Raw genomic sequence first — 16127 nt, 5'->3', positions numbered from 1 at the left:
TCCGAAAGCAGGCCTGCATGCCGCGCCTGTGAAAAAGGCCCGCCAAGCGGGCCTCGCAAGCACCCCTGCCGCAGCCTAGTGCAAGCGTTCCGGCACGGTCACGCCCGGCTCGGACGCGGACAGACCTTGCATGGGTTCGGACGTTGCCCGGATGCGGCGGCGAAGCACCGCGGTCGGCTCTGCCGGCGGCGCAACGGGCGCCGCCGTACCGCGCCACGCGTTCGACATGGCTTCCACCACCAGCGGCAAGTCGCGCAGGCGATGGTATTGGCTGCGCAGCCAGCGGGCGTCGTTGCCGGCGCGCATGGCGTCGTCGCGCAAAACGGCGATCATGTCGCCCGTACCCAGTTCCTCGGCCACCGGCATCAGACGCTGGAACAGCGCACGCATATGGTCGATCAGGCGCACGCGCTGCCCGTCGGGCGTGACGTAGCTGCCCTGCAGGCCAAAGCGGCAGGCCTGGAAGTGGTTGCTGCGATAGGACAGCCAGGCGTTGTCGCTGGGATCTTCCTCGCGCATCAGCAGCACGGACAGCGCTTGGGCAAACGCCGCCACCTGGCAGGCGCGCTCCACCGTCAGCGGCGTGTCGCAGACCCGGATTTCGACCGTGCCGAACTCGGGCTTGGGACGGATATCCCAGTACAAGTCCTTGATGCTCTCGGCCAGGCCAAAAGCGCGAAGCTGGGACAGGTGGGCTTCAAACTGGTACCAGTCCTTGACCTCGGGCGGCATATGGCCGGCCAGCGGGAAGCTGTTGACCGCATTCAGGCGCGAGCACGAGAACAGGGTGTCCACCCCCTCGCAGTACGGCGACGACGCCGTCAGCGCGATGAAGTGCGGCACGTAGGGCGAGAGTCGGCGCAGCAGCTTGATGGAATCGTCGCCGCTTTTCACGCCCAGATGGATGTGTTGGCCGAACACCGTAAATTGACGCGCCAGGTAACCGTACATTTCGGCCAAGTACTGGAAGCGCGGGGTATCCGAGATGGAGCGCTCTTGCCAGCGCATGAAGGGATGGGCGCCTCCGCCCGCCACCGACACGCCGACCGCATCCGCGGCTTCAACCAGGGCGTCGCGCATCTCGCGCATCTCGGCCAAGAGGCCCATGGGGTGCTCATGCACCGAGGAGTTCAGTTCGATCATGGACCGCGTGATTTCGGGTTTTACGCGGTCGGCAATAGGATGGTTGGCCATTTGGGCCAACAGTTCGTCAGACGCTGCAGCAAGGTCAAAACTGCGGGGGTCGATCAGTTGCAGCTCGAGTTCGATGCCCAGGGTGTTGGGGGCCGACGAAATGAACGGGATTTGTTCCATCTCGGACTCCTTTGAATGTTTGATGAGGGTATGCGCCGTTCGACCTTGAAGCCCGGCAACCTCCCGGGGGGCACTAGACGGCGGCTTGTGAACGCATGATAGCCGCAGGTTTGTGGCAAAACGATTGAAAATCGTGACATTTGTGTGCAACATCGCGAATCATCCGGTTTTTCCCTCTAAGGAAAAGTAAGCAAGCGCTTACCGCCCAGGATTGGCGCGGGTTCTGGGCGAGCGCCCGCCGCGGAGCCAGAAAAGACGGGGATTTCCAAAGGGGGCGGGATAACCCTAATCAGGGTTATCCCTGATGATTCCGAGGCGTGGCGGCGCCTATTTGCGCCAGAAGATCGGCGTGAAGAGCACCAGCACCGTCAGCAGTTCCAGCCGGCCGATCAGCATGGCAAAGGTGCAGACCCAGATCTGGAAGTCCGACAGCACCGCAAAGGTGCCCATGGGGCCCACCGGCCCCAGGCCGGGCCCGGTGTTGTTCACGCTGGCGAAAACGGCCGAGAACGCCGTGATCGGGTCCAGGCCCGAGAGCAGCAGCAGGCTGGTGAACACCGCGATGGACAGGCCGTAGAACAGCATGAAGGCCAGCACGGACGACATGGTGCGCGTCTCAACCGCCCGGCCGTTGATCCGGACCGGGCTGACGGCATGCGGATGCAACATGGTGACCAGCTCATTGCGGGCCTGCTTGATCAGCAGGATGGCGCGGATCATCTTGATCCCGCCCCCCGTCGACCCCGCCGACGTCGCAAAGCCCGACAGCAGCAGCATCGTCAGCGGCGCAAACAGCGGCCATTGGGCGAAATCGGTATTGGCATAGCCGGTCGTGGTAGCCATGGAGATGGTGTTGAACATCCCGTAGCGCAGCGCTTCCAGCGGGTCGGTGTAGACGTCCTTGATGAAGAGGTACACCGAGATGACCAGTCCGACCCCCAGCACGACGACCAGGTACGGGATGGCCTCCGGACAGCGCCAATAGGCGCGCGGACTGCGCTGGCGGAAGGCATTGAAGTGCGTGGCGAAGTTGATGCCCGCGATCAGCATGAACACCATCGCCACCATTTCGACCGCGACGGAGTCAAAGTGCGCGAAGCCGTCGTCCCAGGTGGAAAAGCCGCCCAGCCCCATGGTGGTGGCCATGTGGCACCAGGCCTCGAACCAAGACAGCCCGGCCAGCCGGTACGCAATGAAGCAGAGGATGGAGAACACGAAATAGACCGCGTACAGCGCCTTGGCCGTGCTGGCGATGCGGGGCGTCAGGCGCTCGTCTTTCATGGGCCCCGGAGTCTCGGCCCGCACCACCTGATGCCCGCCGACGCCCAGCAGCGGCAGAATGGCGACGGCCAGCACCAGGATGCCCATGCCGCCGATCCAGATCAGCGTCGCCCGCCACAGGTTGATCGATGGCGGCAAGGTGTCCAGGTTGGTCAGGACTGTGGCGCCGGTGGTGGTCAGCCCGGACATCGCCTCGAAATAGGCGCCCGTGAAGGACAGCGGCAGCCCCGCGCCATGGAAGTACAGCAGCAGCGGAATGGCCGCCAGCAGCGGCAGACCTGCCCAGACGGCCGACACCAGCACGAAGCCGTCGCGCGCCCGCAATTCGCTGCGATTGCGCCGGGTCAGCGCGGCCAGGCCGCCGCCGATGCCGACGGAAATCAGGAAGCCATCGCGGAAGGCGTCGCGCGCCGCGTCGCCGCCCACATAGGCGATGAACAGCGGGATCAGCATGGTGAGGGCGAACATCACCATGGTGAGGCCCAGGATGTACAGGGTGGCCAGGACGCGCTTCATGGAGGCTTATCCGGCCGCTCGCGGCCCACGCAAGGGGTGAACGGGGCGGCGCATCAGAAAAACGAGGCCGAAACCTGGAACAGCTTTTCCACGCGCGGCATCTGCTGGCGCGAGGGCACGAAGACGATGACGTGGTCGTCGGTTTCGATGACGGTGTCGGCGTCCGGCAGGATGATTTCTTCGCCGCGCACCAGCGCGCCGATGCTGGCGCCCTTGGGCAGGCTGATCTTGCCCACCGCGCGCCCCACCACCTTGGACGTGGAGCGGTCGCCGTGGGCAATGGCCTCCAGCGCCTCGGCCACGCCCTGGCGCAGCCGGTGCACGGCCACCACGTCGCCGCGGCGCACGTGGCGCAGCAGTTCGCTCATGGTGGCCTGCGACGGCGACACGGCGATGTCGATATGACTGCCCTGCATGAGTTCGCCGTACGCGTGGCGGTTGATCAGCGCGATCACCTTGCGCGCGCCCAACCGCTTGGCCAGCAGCGACGACATGATGTTGTCTTCGTCGTCGCTGGTCAGGGCCAGCCACGTGTCCATGTCCTCGATGTTCTCGCGCTCGAGCAGCGCCTCGTCGGTGCCGCTGCCGTGCAGGATCAGCACGCTGTCCGGAAGCTGGGTCGCCAGGTATTCGCAGCGCTTCAGGTCGTGCTCGATGATGCGGACGCTGTACTTTTCCTCGGCAAGCTGGCGCGCCAGGCGCAGGCCGATGTTGCCGCCGCCCGCAATCATGACGCGGCGCACCGCGCGCTCGGCGTCGCGCAGCTTGCGCACGGCGCGCCGCGCGTGGTCGGAATCGACGACCAGCACGACTTCATCGCCCGGGGCGATGACGGTGCCGCTGCCCGCCCGCAGGGGACGGCCGTCGCGCAGGACGTCGATGACGCGCGCCTTCACGTCCGGCCAGACGTCGCGCAGCTTGTCCACGGACGAATGCGCCATCGGGCTGCCATGCCCCACGCGTACGGTCACGACGCTGACGCGGCCTTCGGCGAATTCCACGACCTGCAGGGCCTCAGGGAATTCGATGAGGCTTTGCAGGTAGGTGGTGACGCTGCGTTCGGGGCTGATGAGCGCGTCGATGCAAAAGCCTTCTTCGCTCATGAGTTCCGGATACTCGGGAAACTCAGCGGAGCGGATACGGGCGATGCGGCGGGGGATGTTGAACAGCTGGCGCGCGACCTTGCACGCCACCATGTTGGCGGTGTCGGAGGCCGCACAGGCGATGAAGAGATCGGTGTCGGCGGCGCCGGCATTTTCCAAAACAGAAACCTGCGAGCCGTCACCCAGGACGACACGCAGGTCAAAGTGTTCTTGCAGGTATTGCAACTGGGCGGGGTCGGAATCGATGACCGTGATGTCGTTTTGCTCGGACACCAGGTTTTCCGCCACGCTGGTGCCTACGCGACCAGCGCCCATGATCAGGATCTTCATGTGCTGCGCTTGCGCGCGGACTCGATGCCCAATTGCTTGAGCTTGCGGTAGAGGTGGGTGCGTTCCAGCCCGGTACGTTCGGACACGCGCGTCATGCTGTGGCTTTCCCTGACCAGGTGGTATTCAAAGTAGATGCGCTCGAATTCGTCGCGCGCTTCGCGCAGCGGCTGGTCCAGCGAGATGCTGCCCAGCTGGCCGTTGGACGTGGCCGGCACATCGTTGGCGGACACGGCGGACAGCGCGGCGGGCGGATCCAGTTCGTCTTCCAGCGCCACGATCGGGCTGGCGACGGCCGGATTGGCGGCGGCGGGCGCCGCATGCGGCACGCGGCCACGCGCCAGGCCCGCGGCAACGGTCTTGAGCAGACGCTGCAGCGTAATGGGCTTTTCGAGGAAATCCATGGCGCCGATGCGCGTGGCTTCGACCGCCGTGTCGATGGTGGCGTGGCCGCTCATCATGATGACAGGCATGTCCAGCAAGCCTTGCGAGCCCCACTCCTTGAGCAGGCTGACGCCGTCGGTGTCGGGCATCCAGATGTCCAGCAACACCAGATCGGGACGCATGCGAAGACGGGCAGCGCGCGCTTGCGCCGCGTTTTCGGCCAGCTCGACCGTGTGTCCCTCGTCGTAAAGGATTTCCGACAACAGTTCGCGTATACCGACTTCGTCGTCAACCACCAGAATTCTGGCCATAAAGCATCCACCTATTGCGTAGCCGCATTATCCTTTTCTTGCGCGGTGGCGTCCATAGTGTCGGACCCGGGCGCGAGCCGGGTCAACAGGATGGAAATCCGCGCCCCTCCTTCCTTGCGGTTGGCAAGGTCGATACGTCCGCCATGCTCTTCCACGATCTTGCGGACGATTGCCAATCCTAACCCAGTCCCGTGGGACTTTGTGGTTACGTAGGGCTCAAATGCGCGTTGCATGACCTGCGGCGGGAAGCCGGGACCCGTGTCCGCCACCGTGAAACGCAGCGCCTGATGCGCCACACGATCAGGCTGTTCGCTGCGCATGAGCTGGGTCGTCACGCTGACGCGGCCCTGCCCGCCCAGTTCCGCGATCGCATCGCGCGCATTGGAAAGCAGGTTGTGGATCACCTGCCGGAGCTGGGTCGGATCGCCTTCGATATCGGGCAGGTCGGCGCCAAGGTTGACGTCCAGATTCAAGGCCTTTTCCGTCAGGCGCGACGGGGCGCCCTCGGGTTCCCAGCCATAGAGCGACAGCACGTCCGCCACCAGCGCGTTGAAATTGATGCGCTGCATGACGGCCGGCGGCGTACGCGCATACTCGCGGAAGTCGTCCACCATCTGCTTGAGCGACGCCACCTGGTTCACGATCGTGTTGGTGGAGCGCGCCACGATCTGCGCCTCGGCGGGCGGCAGCTTGCCTTCCAGCTTCATGGCCAGGCGCTCGGCCGAGAGCTGGATCGGGGTCAGCGGATTCTTGATTTCGTGGGCCAGGCGGCGCGCCACCTCGCCCCACGCCACGGTCCGGTTGGCGGAAATCACTTCGGTGATGTCGTCGAACACCACCAGATAACCGTTGCCGCGCCCATCGACGCGCAGGTGCGTGCCCCGCGCCAGCAAGGTCAGCGGCTGGGATGCGGTCTCGCCTTCGGTCTGGGCGGGCGCAATTTCAAATTGCTGTTGCCAGTGCTGGCGCTCGGAGCCGACCGCCGCGTGTGTGGAAAACGCCTGGCGCACGATATTCGCAAATTCCAGCATGCCGTCCGCGGTTTCGAGCGGGCGGCCGATGACCGAGCGCAGGTCCGCGCCCAGGATGGTCTGGGCGCCCTGGTTCACGGTGGTGACGCGGAACGCTTCGTCGAACACCAGCACGCCGGAAGACAGGTTGGACAGCACGCTTTCCAGATAGACGTTGGAGCGTTCGAGCTGCTGGCGGTTGCTTTCGACCATGCGGCGCGCTTCGTCGAGCTGGCGGGTCATGGCGTTGAACGACCGCGTGAGCTGGCCGACTTCGTCGCGTTCCGGCGGCTCGGGCAGGGGCCGGTAGTCGCCCACGCCCACCGCCTGCGTGCCGCCCGCCAGGCTGAGCAGCGGGCGCACCAGCCGCTTGGACAGGGACAGCGCCACCGCGATGGCGCCAAACGCGGCCAGTAGCAGGGCCAGCGTCAGCGTGATGCCATAGAGCTTGCGCAGGCCCAGCCGCGACAGCGCCAGTTCCTGGTAATCCCGGAAGCCCTGCTGCACCAGGTTGGCGTTGTGCGCGATCTGCTCGGGCACCGGCTGCAGCAGTTGCAGCCAGCGCGGCTCGGAGGCCGGACCCAGCAGGTTGTCGTAGCGGTCCGGACCGTTCAGCGGAATCACCACGCGCAGATGCAGGCCGCCTTCGGCGCCCGCGGTAACCGGATCGTCGGCTTCGGCCGCGGAATAACCGCGCGCCAACCGCAGCTGGTTCATCACCGTGGAAGGCGGCATCGCCGGCAGCAACTGGCCGTACTGGCTGGTCGAAAACGCCACCATGCGGCCGCTGCCCGTGAACACCATGGCTTCCTGCACGCCGTTGGCCTCGCGCAGCCGGGTCAGCGCCAGCGTCACGCCGCTGTCGGTGCTGCGGTTCAGTTCCACGGCCATTGAGCGGGCCCGGGCGTCCAGGTCGGCCAGCAGCGAGTCCAGGGCGGCGCGGCCCAGGTTCAGGCCGGCTTCCAGCGCCGTGTCCACGCGCACGTTGAACCAGGATTCGATCGAGCGCGACATGAACTGCACCGACACGGTGTAGATGAGCGCGCCGGGCACCACGCCGATCAGGGCGAAAGCCAGGGAAAAGCGCGCGGTGAGCCGCGCGCCGAACTGCCGGCGCCGGATCTGCCGGGCCAGCCGCACCGTCAGCGCGACAACCCAGACAAAGAGCGCCAGCGCAAAGATGCCGTTCAGGACCAGCAGCGTGTCGTAGTAGCGCGCAAAACGCGAGGCGTTTCCGGTGGACCAGGCCAGAAGGCCCAGCAGCGCCAGGCCGCTCACGGCGCCGACCATCAGCGCCAGCCGAAGCAAAAGCCTCATGAGGGATCTTTCTCCTTGTCGCCCAACATGAACGAGAAGTCCATCCACGGCGTCGCCTGCGCCCACGAGCTGCTGTTCAGGGCGTTGACCTGAAACGGCCTGGGCAACAGCGACGTATCCAGCCGGAGGCGCAACTGCCCGTTGTATTGCGACCCCGCATCAAACTCGCCGGCCTTCGCAACCCGCCAATTGCGGATATGCCGGATGGCGCTCATGGCGTCGTCCAGCGAGGCCACCGGAAAGGACAGCTCGCCCACGCCCGCCCGCCACTGGCGGGTCAACGCGTTATAGACCACACGCCAGGTGCGCGATGTGTCCACCAGCGACTCGTCGAACCAGTACCAGCGCTCTCGGGTGATGGTCAGGTCAGCCGTGAAATACAGCGCGACGCCGCGCTGGGCGGCGTCGCGCAACTGCTGGTTCAGCTCGAATTCGATGTCCGCGTCGATTTCCAGGTTGCCGTCGCGCACCACCGGCTCCACGCGCGTCACGCGCGGCTCGGACGCGTGAGCCACACCACCCGGCGCAGTCAAAAGCACGGCAGATACCAGCAACAACCCAAGAATTACGCGCGAAATAATGGACATACGGCACCGGAACTACGTCACGCCCCTATTCTTCGGGATTCAGGACTGCTTGGCAAACAAGGCGTAGAAAAACCCGTCGTGTTGCGCCGCGGGTGTTGCATCGACCGCAACTGGCAGCAATTGGCCGGGCGCGTCCAGGCGGGTCGCGTCGGGATGGCGCTGCAGGAATTCCAGGGCCTGGCGCGTGCCTTCGATCGGGAACACCGAGCACGTCACATAGAGCAGCCGGCCGCCGGGGGCCACGGTGGACCACAGCGCGTCCAGGATCCGGGTCTGCAGGCTGGCGGTGCGGCGCAGGTCGTTTTCGCGGCGCAGCCAGCGGATGTCAGGGTGGCGCCGGACAATGCCCGATGCCGTGCACGGCACGTCCGCCAGCACGGCGTCAAAGGGCTTGCCGTCCCACCACGCGTCCAGGTCGGCGGCGTCGGCCGCCTTCAGCCGGACATGGCCGCCGCCCAGGCCCAGCCGTTCCAGGTTCTGTTCGACGCGGCCAAGACGGTCGGCGTCGGCATCCAGGGCGAGCAGGTCGATATCGGCAATTTCAAGCAGGTGTGCCGTCTTGCCCCCGGGCGCCGCGCAGGCGTCCAGCACGCGCATGCCGTCGGCAGGGGCCAGCAGTTCGGCCGCGAGCTGGGCGCCCGCATCCTGCACCGACCACCAGCCCTCGGCAAACCCCGGCAACTGCGTCACCGGTTTGGGCGTGGCCAGCACCACGCCCGACTGGCCCACGGCTTCTGCCGCCAAGCCCGCCTCTTCAAAGGCGGCCAGCACCTGCTCGCGGGTGGCGCGGCGGCGGTTGACCCGCAAGGTCAGCGGGGCCGGCAGATTGGACGCCGCCAGGATCTCGCGCCATTGCTTCGGATAGGCCACGGTAAGTTGCTTGACCCACCAGCCTGGATGATTGAATTGCGCCTCGGGGCTGTCGGCCACCGCGGCCGCCAGCGCGGCGCGTTCACGCAAGAAACGGCGCAAGCAGGCGTTGAGCATCCCCTTGTAGGACGCCAGGGCGCGCGACCCGGCGGCCGCGGTCACCGCCTGGTCGACGACCGTGTGCGGGGCGTAGACCGGCATGCCGGGCAGGGCGACGGCCGCATCGCCCTCTTCCTTGAGCAGCGTCAGCGACACCAGCAGCAGGGATTCGAACAGCACGCTGGGGTAACGCTGCACCATCTCGCGGCCGACGGCGTCGGCCCAGCCCAGGTAGCGCATCGCGTGGAACGACACCGCCTGCGTGGCCGGACGCAGCGCGCCATCGACCTCGGCCAGCGCCTCCGTGAGCGAGCGCCCGTCGAGCACGTCCTCCACCACCCCCGCGCTGCCAAGAAGTACGGAAGAAAGCGGGGGGGCCAGATTGGGGGAGTCAGGACGGGTGGACATGGTGCGAAATCAAAGAGTAAGACCGCTATGGTAGCCCGGACCTGGACGGACGGCGGCCCGCGCGGCACACTGGCTCCCTGCCCTGGAGCCCCGTCATGACCCTCGCCACGCTGCTGCTGTTTGTCCTGGCCTCTGCCGTCGCCATCGTCACGCCCGGACCCACCACGCTGCTCGCCATGAGCAACGGTTCGCGCCACGGCGTGCGCGCCGCCTGCTGGGGCATGGGCGGCGCGGTGCTGGCGGATCTGGTCCTGATCGGCGCCGTGGCCTGCGGCCTGGGGGTGCTGCTGGCCGCCTCCGAGGTCGCCTTCCAGATCGTCAAATGGGTGGGCGCCGCGTACCTGGCCTGGCTGGGCTGGAAGCTCCTGCGCTCGGACGCGGCGCTGACGCTGCCGTCCGAACACGCCCGCGATAGCCGCCCCGCCGGTCTGTCGCTGGGCCTGCGCAGCTTCGTCGTGGCCCTGACCAATCCCAAGGCCCTGCTGTTCATGTCGGCCTTCCTACCCCAATTCATCAACCCCGCCGCTCCCCTGCCCGCCCAATACACCATCCTGGCGGCCGTCCTGGCGCTGCTGAACGTGGCGACAATGCTGGCTTATGCGGCGCTGGGCGCACAGATGGTGCGCGCCTTCCAGGCAGGCGGCCTGCGCTGGCTGAACCGGATCTGCGGCGGCATGCTGATCGGACTGGCGGGCACACTGGCGCTGTATCGCCGCACTGCGGCCTGATACGCGGATCCCGGTTCCACGCGGCTTTCCGTCCCCCGTTGCCGGACGGGCCCCACCATCCCGTGCTATCCCCGCCTACGGCAATGCCGTATAATCCTGCGCTGCCCCGCTATCCCCATCGGTGCGGCCGCCGGCCGAATGCCCGCCGGCGCGAATGAATGCCGCACCGCCCCCTCCCAGTGATTGAGTTATGAAGAAGGCTGTACCGCCTGCCCGGTCCGTCCGGTGGCAGGCGTCGCATATCAGCGAAGCGCGCAATCGCGTGGGCCTGCCGCAGGCGGATTTCGCGGAGTTGTTGGGCGTAAGCGTGCGCACCTTGCAGGATTGGGAGCAAGGCCGGCGCAACCCCTCCGGCGCCGCGCAGACCTTGCTGCGCGTCGCCATGCTTCATCCGGAAACGCTGCGCCACCTGTCCTCCCAGGACGCTCCGGCCTGGCCCTGAATCTTTGACGATGACCCCGCCGCACGCCGAATGCCCGTGCGCGAACCTACGGTGAATTAGATTGGAAGCTATTGAACATTCCCGCCCCGGCAAAGGCGCCGGCGCTGCCCCCAGCAACGGCAACAACGCCACGCTCGATGCCATCACGGCCGCCGCGCAAGAGGCCAACCCCGGCCGCGCGCCGCGCGTGGGCTTCGTATCGCTGGGCTGTCCGAAGGCACTGGTCGACTCCGAACGCATCCTGACCCAGTTGCGCACCGAAGGCTACGAAGTCACGCCCGAGTACAACGATGCGGACGTGGTCGTCGTCAACACCTGTGGCTTCATCGACAGCGCCAAAGCCGAATCGCTGGAAGCCATCGGCGAGGCCCTTGCCGAAAACGGCAAGGTCATCGTGACCGGCTGCATGGGCGTCGAAGAATCGGTGATCCGCGACGTGCACCCCAGCGTACTGTCGGTGACCGGCCCTCAGCAATATGAAGAGGTCGTACGCGCCGTGCACAGCGCGGCGCCCCCGCGCGCGGACCACAACCCCTACGTGGACCTGGTGCCGCCGCAGGGCGTCAAGCTCACGCCGCGCCACTACGCCTACCTGAAGATCTCCGAAGGCTGCAATCATCGCTGCAGCTTCTGCATCATCCCCTCGATGCGCGGCGACCTGGTCAGCCGTCCCGTGGGCGACGTGCTGAACGAAGCCGAGCGTCTGGTGAAGGCGGGCGTCAAAGAGCTGCTGGTGATCTCGCAGGACACCAGCGCGTACGGCGTGGACATGAAGTACCGCAGCGGCTTCTGGAACGGCCGCCCGGTCAGGACGCGCATGACCGAGCTCTGTATGGCCTTGTCTGAAATGGGCGTCTGGACGCGCCTGCACTACGTGTATCCGTACCCGCACGTGGACGAAGTGATTCCGCTGATGGCGGAGGGCAAGATCCTGCCGTACCTGGATATTCCGTTCCAGCACGCCAGCCCGCGCATCCTGAAGCTGATGAAGCGCCCGGCCTTCGAGGACAAGACGCTGGCGCGCATCAAGCGCTGGCGCGAGATCTGTCCGGACCTGACGATCCGCTCGACCTTCATCGTGGGCTTTCCCGGCGAAACCGAGGAAGACTTCCAATACCTGCTGGACTGGATGCAGGAAGCGCAGCTCGACCGCGTGGGCTGTTTCCAGTATTCGCCCGTCGAAGGCGCGCCCGCCAACCTGCTGGACGATCCGGTGCCGGACGACGTCAAGCAGGACCGCTGGGAACGTTTCATGGCGCTGCAGCAAACCATTTCAGCTGAGCGCCTGGCGCTCAAGGTGGGCCGCGAGATCGACGTGCTGATCGACGAGGTCGACGAAGACGGCGCCGTGGGCCGCAGCGCCGCCGACGCGCCTGAAATCGACGGCTGCGTCTACGTCAGTTCGGACAAGGCTCTGCAGCCGGGCGACATGGTGCGCGTGCGCGTCACCGACTCCGACGAATACGATCTCTGGGCCGACGTGGTCTGATCCAGGGCGTCTTCAGAACATACGCCGTCCGGCGCATCGCGCGCCGGACGGCGTTTTGCTTTGGCGGATCAGCGCCGCGTCACTTTTCCAGGAAGTCCGACAGATCGTCGGCGTGTTCCTCTTCAACCGCCAGGATTTCTTCCAGCAGACGGCGCGTGGTCGTGTCCTGTTCGCCGATGTACTCGATCATCTGGCGATAGCTGTCGATGGCGATCCGCTCGGCGATCAGGTTTTCCTTGATCATCTCTTCCAGCGTGTTGCCTTCGACGTATTCCGAGTGGCTGCGCTCCAGCAGCCCCTTGGGCGACAGATCCGGCTCGCCGCCCAACTGCACGATACGCTCGGCCAGCTTGTCGGCATGCTCCTGTTCCTGCGTTGCATGCTCGGCGAACTCGGCGGCGACGGGTTCGGCATTCAGGCCACGGGCCATGAAGTAGTGGCGCTTGTAGCGCAGCACACAGACGATTTCCGTGGCCAGCGCTTCATTCAGCAGCTTCAGCACGGTTTCGCGGTCTGCACGGTAGGTGTCCGTGATGGCGCCGGATTCGATGTCCTTGCGCGCCTTGGCGCGAATCGCCTGCACATCCATGTCGAAGGGACGTTTGGTTTGCTGCGGGGTGCGGGTTGCTTGTTCCATATCGTTAGCTCCTCTAGTCAGTGAAAGCAGCACGACGCTGGACTTCCAGTCGTTTTCGCAATATTCAGTCTACCGGCCATGCCGGAACATGCTGTGTCCAAACATTGCCCGTGCAGCGCGGCCGGACCGCCCCCGCCGCAAAAAGGCTCCTGCGCAACCTTGCGTAAACTATCGGCTTCGCGAAAGGCATCGTGACGCAATCTGTAACGCGGCCGGCAATTTCCCACCGTTTTTATGACCCTGAAGAATATCTGCGTGTATTGCGGCTCCAACCCGGGCACGCGCCCGGACTACATCGAGCAGGCCCGCGTGCTGGCGCGCGAACTCGTCAAGCGCGACCTGGGCCTGGTGTACGGCGGATCGATCGTCGGCATCATGGGTGTGGTGGCCAATGAAGTGCTGGCCGGCGGCGGCCGCGTGATCGGTGTGATTCCCGAACTGCTTCTGAAAAAGGAGCAGGCGCACCTGGGGCTGACGGAACTGCACATGGTGCAGAACATGCACGAGCGCAAGGCCATGATGATGGAGAAGTCAGATGGCTTCATCGCCTTGCCCGGCGGCGCCGGCACGCTGGAAGAGTTCTTCGAGGTATGGACCTGGGCGCAGCTGGGCATGCACCAGAAGCCCTGCGGACTGCTGAACGTCGCCGGGTACTACGATGCCCTGATGCAATTCATCGACCACACCGTGGAAGAAGCATTCATCCGTCCCCAGCATCGCGACATGCTGGTGGTGGAAGAAGACCCCGCCTTGCTGCTGGATCGCTACGCCATCTACGAGCCGCCCAACGTCTCGAAATGGTTCGATCCGGTCAGAAAGCCCTGACACCGACGCTTGAGACCTGAACGGAAGCCCCCCGCAATGCCCACCGATTCGTTGTTCCCCGCCTGCACCGAGTCCGTATTGCGCGACTATTTTCACGCGAAGGACGAGAACCGCCCGCATTACATGGCCCGTGCCTTTGCGCCCGACGCCGTGCTGAAGATGGCCCTGCGCACGCAGGCCATCGCCTTTCCGCCCGAATCGCATGGCCTGGCCGCCATCACCGACACGCTGGTGCGCAAGTTCGGCCAGACCTACGACAACGTCTACACCTTTTACCTGTCGCGCCCGGACGCCGATGCGCGCCTGTCCGAATACCACTGCGACTGGCTGGTCGGCATGACGGAAAAAGCCACCGGCAACGTGCGCGTGGGCTGTGGCCGCTACGACTGGGCGTTTCAGCCCGACCCGTATCGCGCCAAACGCCTGACCATCACGATCGAAACCATGGTCAGCCTGCCGCCCGCCAATTCGGCCGCGGTGTTCGGCTGGCTGCTGGCCCTGGACTATCCCTGGACCAGCGCGGCGCGCGTGGTCGCCGGCGCCCCGCCGCTTGAAGACCTGGCGCCGGTCGTGCACTATCTTCTTCACCCGCACGGCGTGTAGGGCTCGCGCAAGGCGCCTGTGAAACGGGCGTCCTTGACCGGCCTGCCGGCACTGGATTCAAGAATTGAAATACGACATCGCAGCCTTCGACTTTGACGGAACCCTGGCAGACACCATGCCGTGGTTCAACTCCATCCTCAACACCGTCGCGGACAAGTACAACTTCCGCCAGATCGACGCGGCCGAGCGCGAGCAACTGCGCAGCCGCGACGCGATGGAGATCCTGAAGTACCTGAACATCCCGCTGTGGAAGCTGCCCGCGATCATGACGCACGTGCGCACGCTGATGCAGGACATCGACCCCAGCGTCCAGTTGTTCGACGGCATCCCCGACGCGCTGGCCCGCCTGAAGGCGAGCGGCCTGCGCCTGGCGGTGGTCAGTTCCAACTCCGTCGAGAACGTGCAGCGCGTGCTGGGCGAAGAAACCGCCGCGCTCTTTGACGACTACGAATGCGGCACCGACCTGTTCGGCAAGGCCGCCAAGATCGACCGCCTGCTCAAGCAGCACGGCACCGCGCCGGAGCGCTTCCTGCTGGTGGGCGACGAAATGCGCGACATCGACGCGGCCCGCAAGGCGGGCGTGCGCGTCGGGTCGGTCGCCTGGGGCTATAACCACCCGGACGCCCTGCGCGGCCGCGGCCCCGATGAACTCTTCCTGACGGTCGAAGACCTTCCCAACGCACTGGCGTAACGCCCAGATCCCATGCACACCGATCCCGCCCACCTGATTACCGACGCCGACGCCCTGCAAGCGCTTTACGGTTCGCCCGGCGAAGCCTCACTGAAAAAGGAGGTTGACCACGTGCATCCGCACTACCGCGCGTTCATCGAAGCCGCGCCCTTTGCGCTGCTGGCGACCGCGGGACCGGACGGGCTGGACGCCTCGCCGCGCGGCGACCCCGCCGGGTTCGTCGTGGTGGAAGACGAAAAGACGCTCTTGTTGCCCGACCGCCGTGGCAACAACCGCGTGGACAGCCTGCTCAACGTCATCGCCGATCCGAGGGTGGCCCTGCTGTTCCTGGTGCCGGGCGTGGGCGAGACGCTGCGCGTGAACGGCACGGCGCGCATCAGCGTCGACCCCGCACTGCTGGCGCGCTTCGAGATGGACGGCAAGCTGCCGCGCTCCGTGCTGATCGTCGACGTGCACAAGGTCTACTTCCAGTGCTCGCGCGCGCTGCTGCGCTCGCGCCTGTGGGATCCAGAAACGCAGATTCCCCGCACCGCGCTGCCCAGCGTCGGCCGGATACTTTCCGACCTGACGTCCGGCACGTTTGACGGCGTGGCCTACGACCGCGACCTGCCCGCGCGCGTGGCCAGCTCGCTTTACTGAACTCCGAGGCGCCCATGGCACGCAACGTCGAAATCAAGGCGCGGGTCGACAGCCTGGACGCCATCGAACACCTGGCCGCGGCGCTGTCCGGCCAGGAACCGGCGTTCATCGACCAGGACGACACCTTCTTCACGTGCGCCAATGGCCGCTTGAAACTGCGCGCCTTCGCAGATGGCTCGGGCGAGCTGATCTTCTATCAGCGCGCCGACGACAGCGGTCCCAAGGAGAGCTTCTACGTCATTTCGCCCACGGACGAACCCGACACGCTGCGCGAGGCGTTATCGCACGCCTACGGCGTGATCGGCCGCGTGAAAAAGCACCGTACGGTCTTCGTGGCCGGACGCACCCGCATCCATCTGGACCGGGTGGAAGGCCTGGGCGAATTCCTGGAACTGGAAGTGGTGCTGCGCGAGGGCGAGACCGTCGAGGCGGGAATGGAAGAAGCCCGCACGCTGATGGCCGGGCTGGGCGTCGCGCCCGAGCAGTTGCTATCGGGCGCCTACCTGGATCTGCTGGCGGCGCGCCACAAGGGCTGATGCCTCGCGT

Annotated in this window: 16 protein-coding genes; 8 read left to right on the top strand and 8 right to left on the bottom strand. The window is 65.9% G+C overall.

The window, feature by feature from the left end; all coding sequences use genetic code 11:
• Positions 1 to 75: 75 nt before the first annotated feature.
• The 7 genes from B3098_RS04870 to rsmB all read right to left on the bottom strand — a co-directional run bounded on the left by B3098_RS04870 (position 76) and on the right by rsmB (position 9527).
• Positions 76 to 1314, bottom strand: a complete 1239-nt coding sequence (locus B3098_RS04870) for a YbdK family carboxylate-amine ligase (RefSeq protein WP_286892100.1) — start codon at positions 1312 to 1314, stop codon at positions 76 to 78.
• Positions 1315 to 1641: 327 nt separating this feature from the next.
• Complete coding sequence (locus B3098_RS04865) at positions 1642 to 3111, bottom strand: TrkH family potassium uptake protein (RefSeq protein WP_191578419.1); 1470 nt, start codon at positions 3109 to 3111, stop codon at positions 1642 to 1644.
• Positions 3112 to 3164: 53 nt separating this feature from the next.
• Positions 3165 to 4544: a Trk system potassium transporter TrkA gene (gene trkA / locus B3098_RS04860; RefSeq protein WP_279973822.1), complete on the bottom strand. Its 1380-nt coding sequence runs from the start codon at positions 4542 to 4544 to the stop codon at positions 3165 to 3167.
• Positions 4541 to 5236 carry a response regulator gene (locus B3098_RS04855; protein ID WP_175139011.1) on the bottom strand — a complete coding sequence of 232 codons (696 nt, stop codon included), beginning with the start codon at positions 5234 to 5236 and terminating at the stop codon, positions 4541 to 4543. The genes trkA and B3098_RS04855 overlap by 4 nt, the downstream gene beginning before the upstream one ends.
• Positions 5237 to 5247: 11 nt before the next feature.
• Positions 5248 to 7563 carry a sensor histidine kinase gene (locus tag B3098_RS04850; RefSeq protein WP_175122071.1) on the bottom strand — a complete coding sequence of 772 codons (2316 nt, stop codon included), beginning with the start codon at positions 7561 to 7563 and terminating at the stop codon, positions 5248 to 5250.
• Entirely contained in the window at positions 7560 to 8150 is a 591-nt protein-coding gene (locus tag B3098_RS04845) for a DUF4390 domain-containing protein (RefSeq protein WP_286892098.1), read from the bottom strand. The genes B3098_RS04850 and B3098_RS04845 overlap by 4 nt, the downstream gene beginning before the upstream one ends.
• 39 nt (positions 8151 to 8189) lie before the next feature.
• Positions 8190 to 9527 (bottom strand): 16S rRNA (cytosine(967)-C(5))-methyltransferase RsmB, encoded by a 1338-nt coding sequence (gene rsmB, locus B3098_RS04840; protein WP_286892096.1) that lies wholly within the window; start codon positions 9525 to 9527, stop codon positions 8190 to 8192.
• A 95-nt stretch (positions 9528 to 9622) separates the two neighbouring features.
• Here rsmB and B3098_RS04835 point away from each other — a divergent pair, with 95 nt between their 5' ends.
• The 3 genes from B3098_RS04835 (at position 9623) to rimO (ending at position 12186) form a co-directional block, all read left to right on the top strand.
• A complete protein-coding gene (locus B3098_RS04835; RefSeq protein WP_286892094.1) occupies positions 9623 to 10255 on the top strand; it encodes a LysE family translocator in 633 nt (210 codons plus the stop codon).
• Positions 10256 to 10445: 190 nt separating this feature from the next.
• Positions 10446 to 10697: a helix-turn-helix domain-containing protein gene (locus B3098_RS04830; protein WP_175122067.1), complete on the top strand. Its 252-nt coding sequence runs from the start codon at positions 10446 to 10448 to the stop codon at positions 10695 to 10697.
• Between the two features lie 142 nt (positions 10698 to 10839).
• Complete coding sequence (gene rimO / locus B3098_RS04825) at positions 10840 to 12186, top strand: 30S ribosomal protein S12 methylthiotransferase RimO (RefSeq protein ID WP_286892192.1); 1347 nt, start codon at positions 10840 to 10842, stop codon at positions 12184 to 12186.
• A 79-nt stretch (positions 12187 to 12265) separates the two neighbouring features.
• On the opposite strand, the gene B3098_RS04820 is transcribed toward rimO, so the two are convergent.
• Complete coding sequence (locus B3098_RS04820) at positions 12266 to 12823, bottom strand: ferritin-like domain-containing protein (RefSeq protein ID WP_191578425.1); 558 nt, start codon at positions 12821 to 12823, stop codon at positions 12266 to 12268.
• 234 nt (positions 12824 to 13057) lie between these two features.
• Here B3098_RS04820 and B3098_RS04815 point away from each other — a divergent pair, with 234 nt between their 5' ends.
• From B3098_RS04815 to B3098_RS04795, 5 genes are all read left to right on the top strand, one after another.
• Entirely contained in the window at positions 13058 to 13648 is a 591-nt protein-coding gene (locus tag B3098_RS04815; RefSeq protein ID WP_175122065.1) for a TIGR00730 family Rossman fold protein, read from the top strand.
• 36 nt (positions 13649 to 13684) lie between these two features.
• Positions 13685 to 14251 carry a hypothetical protein gene (locus tag B3098_RS04810; protein ID WP_175122064.1) on the top strand — a complete coding sequence of 189 codons (567 nt, stop codon included), beginning with the start codon at positions 13685 to 13687 and terminating at the stop codon, positions 14249 to 14251.
• Between the two features lie 64 nt (positions 14252 to 14315).
• Positions 14316 to 14942: an HAD hydrolase-like protein gene (locus B3098_RS04805; protein WP_175122063.1), complete on the top strand. Its 627-nt coding sequence runs from the start codon at positions 14316 to 14318 to the stop codon at positions 14940 to 14942.
• Between the two features lie 12 nt (positions 14943 to 14954).
• Complete coding sequence (locus B3098_RS04800) at positions 14955 to 15581, top strand: pyridoxamine 5'-phosphate oxidase family protein (RefSeq protein WP_286892091.1); 627 nt, start codon at positions 14955 to 14957, stop codon at positions 15579 to 15581.
• 14 nt (positions 15582 to 15595) lie between these two features.
• The gene (locus B3098_RS04795) at positions 15596 to 16117 is read left to right on the top strand and encodes a class IV adenylate cyclase (protein WP_286892090.1); all 522 of its coding nucleotides are present in this window, start codon (positions 15596 to 15598) and stop codon (positions 16115 to 16117) included.
• Positions 16118 to 16127 lie beyond the last annotated feature (10 nt).

The organism is Achromobacter sp. UBA2119 (assembly GCF_002331005.1).
Lineage (GTDB): Bacteria > Pseudomonadota > Gammaproteobacteria > Burkholderiales > Burkholderiaceae_B > Achromobacter > Achromobacter animicus.
The sequence above is the reverse complement of the archived record's forward strand: the minus strand, read 5'-3'. Positions and strand labels throughout refer to the sequence as shown.